Here is a 3961-nt window from a genome sequence, read left to right on the forward strand (position 1 = left end):
AACAACTCGCTTTGTTTTAATGACCCCCTTGCTATTGGAGAATACTGTATAGTAAACGCTTTTATTGGAAGAAATTGACCTTTCTCGATAAATCCGTATTTTAGTCGGACACTAATGATAAAAAATAAAAACATTGTCTTAAATTTTAGAAAGAGTTTTATTGTATTTACCTCTATAAAAATCTATTCAAAACCACGTTAACATCTATTAAAAGAATACAAAAAACACCCGTCACAATAATGAATTTTAAAATATTATGAAGTATCAAATAATGCTTTTTGGTTTTGGAGTTCCATAATAATACCAAAAAGACCAACAACAAAAACACGCACAAATAAAAATAAAGATACATATACCCTACTTTAAAATTATACAATAACAAATAAACAGGTATCAAGGTTAAAATAGCTAATAAGGTAAGCATGCGCTTAGACATTATTTCCCCATAAACCACTGGAATTGTTTTGTAATTTTGTAGTAAATCTCCTTTTATATTTTCAAGATCCTTAGTTAACTCACGCATTGATACAATTAAAAACAAAAAAACAGCATGCACAAAAATGACTGTTTCAAAGTTTTTATAATACATGAAAATAGCAAAGAAAGGTGTAATTGTTAAGATAGCAGAAGTTAAATTACCTACAAACGGCATTTTTTTCAACTTATGTGAATAGAACCAAATTGCGAAAATGTATATGGAAAAGAAAATGACAGCTTTAAACGACACATAACTTGACATGACAACAGCTACAAAGTTTAACACAAAGTAAAAAGACAGTTTTGTATTCTGACTCACCAAGCGATCTAATTTGGATTTATAGGGCCTGTTTATTAAATCTTTTTCAGAATCATAAAAGTTATTAATAATATACCCCCCTGCAATGACTACAGAAGAAGCAAGTACCAACATTAATAAATTTAAATCGAAAACAACCTGTCTTACGGGTTTATCATGCGCCAAAATATAAATAGATGCTACATATTGTGCGATCACAATAATTAAAATATTGTAACCTCTAACCACCGAAAACATGCTAAAAAACTTTAATAGTACATGTTTTTGTTTTCTGGAAAGCATGGAATGTTGTTTAGAAGTTATAGACCACTTCTAATTTATAATCTTTAAGCGCCTTTTTGGCTTTTTCAATATCTTCGGTAAACCCGAGAATGTAGCCACCGCCACCAGAACCACAGAGCTTTAAGTAATACTCGTTGGTCTCAATACCTTTTTTCCACAATTCATGAAACTGCTGTGGTATCATAGGTTTAAAATGGTTTAAAACTACTTTTGAAAGCTGTTTGGTGTTTTTAAATAAGGATTTTATGTTGCCATTTAAAAAATCGTCAACACAGGCATCGGTATATCTTATAAATTGATCCTTGAGCATTTTACGGAAACCTTCCTGTTTCATGTTTTCCATAAAAATACCAACCATTGGCCCTGTTTCTCCAATTATGCCACTATCCAATAAAAATACAGCATTTTTACCTTCGGTTTTTTGAGAAGGTATTCCCGTTGCTTCAATATTATCTTTAGAATTAATCAATATTGGAATACTTAAATAGCTATTCAACGGATCTAAACCAGAGGACTTTCCATGAAAAAATGATTCCATCTCAGAGAAAATCGCTTTTAGCTTCAATAGTTTTTCACGGGTTAAATTCTCTAAAACGGTAATTTTATCAAAGGCATATTTATCGTAAATAGCCGCAACTAAAGCACCACTACTCCCTACACCATAACCTTGCGGTATAGATGAGTCAAAGTACATTCCTTGATCTACATCGTGCTGTAGCAAATCAATATCAAATTTCACCAAATCTTCATCTATACTTTGTAGATACCCCACAAAGCTTTTTAAACTTTCATTGGAAGCTTTGGCACTTTTCGAAAGTTTATCGTCTTTCTTTAAGGCTCCGTTATAAAAGTTATAGGGAATTGACAAACCTTTGGAATCCTTTATGATTCCATATTCACCAAAGAGTAATATTTTTGAATAAAAAAGTGGGCCTTTCATAATTGAATTGACAATTGATAATGCAAAATTAATAATTATTGCCTTTAGAACTCCTAATTATGCTAATTAAAAGTCTTAATATTTCACCTACATCATTCTTAACAGCAAGATAATCAGATTTTTTTTAACTATTTAGTTGTATTCAACAATTTTAACCAATATTCAGTTTCATAATGAATAGTCTAAAAAACTGTTTCTACTAAAATTGAGCCTTAGGTCTTTTCATTTTTCACTTTTCACTTTTAGCTATTGGGTCTTGGGTCTTGGGTCTTAGAATTAAGAATCTCTATAGGTATTTACAGTTAATTTCCATGTACTTGTAACTGGATAACACCATAGCTCCATAACATCATAACTTCTTAACCTTCTCTAACCCTCTAACTCTTATTTAGGTCTTAGGTCTTTGGCCTTTTCACTTTTCAATATCAACGCGTTTCGCTCCAAAACCAATTTTATCACAAATATAATGACCACTCTGACAATACTCGACTAACTCGTTTTTAATAAATTCATTAACTCTAACCGTTTCTTTTTCAGGATATAATACATGCACATTAGCTCCGGCGTCTAACGTAAAGCAAACGGGGATTCCAGTATGCTCCCTATATGCCCATATTTTATTGATAATTTCAAGTGTATTAGGTTTCATTAATATAAAATAAGGCATACTTGTCATCATCATGGCATGTAATGTTAAAGCCTCGCCTTCAACAACTTCAATAAATGCTTTTAAATCTCCCGTCTTTAATATGTCTATTAAATTAAACAAATTCTTATTAGCCTGCTTAAACCGTTCTTGAGCAAACGGATGATCGTACATCAAATTGTGACCCACAGTACTACTCACTTGTTTTTCTCCCTTATCGACCAACAAAATGGTATCGTTGTAATTTTTAAAATTATTGTGAACTTCAAATGGGTACTTAACTCCGAATAAATCAGAACTTCCTTCAATAGAAGGATGCTTCCCCCACACCACTAAATCACCTTCAATACTTCTGCAAGCACTTCCAGATCCCAAGCGCGCTAAAAAGGACGCCTTTAGATTAAAATAGTTATCCTCTAAAGAGGTCTCGACTGCACTTGAAGCAACAGCAATCAGCTCTTTTTCAACACTCATTAAACACAAGGCTAGAGCACTCATCCCTGAAGCCGAAGAGGCAATTCCAGAACTGTGCGGAAAGGTATTAGACGTTTCTATCTTGAAGTGATAATCTTTTAAAAAAGGCATGTATATTTCTATGCGTTCAAAAAATGTTTGAATCTTCGGTTTAAAATCATCTTTCTTTTCACCTTCTAAATAAACATCCAACGAGAATGCTCCATCATTTTGTTTTTTTTCAAAACGCAAGGTTGTTATAGTCTTACAGGCATCCAGTGTAAAACTAATGGATGGATTTTCAGGTATTTGCCCTGCCTTTTTCCCCCAATACTTTACTAAGGCAATATTGCTTGGTGCCTCCCAAGTAAATTGCCCTCTTTCAACTACATTATTATAAGGTTTGGGAATAAAATCTTGTACTGTCATGAATTAATTTTCTACCGACAAAGATAATAACTTTACCATGGTTTTAAAGTTTCTTGTTGTGGCAACTACTTTCAATTTTCGTTCAAAAAAATTGTTATTACACTTAGCCCTTCCATAACCGTTTTTTGAATAAAAATAAACACACCTATTCTTTATAATAAAGGTTTCGTCGGTATAATTTTCTTCAGATGTAGCCTTGATTAGTTCTTTCTTTGGAATATCGTGTAACAATGTAAAATAACTGTTTTGTGCTTCATCTTTAGCGAAAGGACATTGATCAATAATTGTCTGTAACCCACAACTATCCGAAAGTTTAAGTTTTAAGAAAGCCTGAGAATCCCGTATTTTAGATTTGTCATAAAAAAATACGATTTATGGGACTCTTCAGGCGAAGCAAAAATACAAAACGCCCCTT

At 32.3% G+C, this 3961-nt stretch carries 3 protein-coding genes; all 3 read right to left on the reverse strand.

Annotated features, from left to right (window positions below; translation table 11 throughout):
• Positions 1 to 172: 172 nt before the first annotated feature.
• The 3 genes from JF259_RS17495 to JF259_RS17505 all read right to left on the reverse strand — a co-directional run bounded on the left by JF259_RS17495 (position 173) and on the right by JF259_RS17505 (position 3546).
• Positions 173 to 1078: a geranylgeranylglycerol-phosphate geranylgeranyltransferase gene (locus tag JF259_RS17495; protein ID WP_199117003.1), complete on the reverse strand. Its 906-nt coding sequence runs from the start codon at positions 1076 to 1078 to the stop codon at positions 173 to 175.
• 10 nt (positions 1079 to 1088) lie between these two features.
• Positions 1089 to 2018: a mevalonate kinase family protein gene (locus JF259_RS17500; RefSeq protein ID WP_199117004.1), complete on the reverse strand. Its 930-nt coding sequence runs from the start codon at positions 2016 to 2018 to the stop codon at positions 1089 to 1091.
• 412 nt (positions 2019 to 2430) lie between these two features.
• A complete protein-coding gene (locus JF259_RS17505) occupies positions 2431 to 3546 on the reverse strand; it encodes a diphosphomevalonate/mevalonate 3,5-bisphosphate decarboxylase family protein (protein WP_199117005.1) in 1116 nt (371 codons plus the stop codon).
• Positions 3547 to 3961: the final 415 nt, after the last annotated feature.

The sequence above is a fragment of the Snuella sedimenti genome, from assembly GCF_016428595.1.
Lineage (GTDB): Bacteria > Bacteroidota > Bacteroidia > Flavobacteriales > Flavobacteriaceae > Snuella > Snuella sedimenti.

Coding starts and splice junctions, on each gene's coding strand:
- JF259_RS17500 (WP_199117004.1), bottom strand. CDS start 2,018: ATGAAAGGCCCACTTTTTTATTCAAAAATATTACTCTTTGGTGAATAT.
- JF259_RS17505 (WP_199117005.1), bottom strand. CDS start 3,546: ATGACAGTACAAGATTTTATTCCCAAACCTTATAATAATGTAGTTGAA.
- JF259_RS17495 (WP_199117003.1), bottom strand. CDS start 1,078: ATGCTTTCCAGAAAACAAAAACATGTACTATTAAAGTTTTTTAGCATG.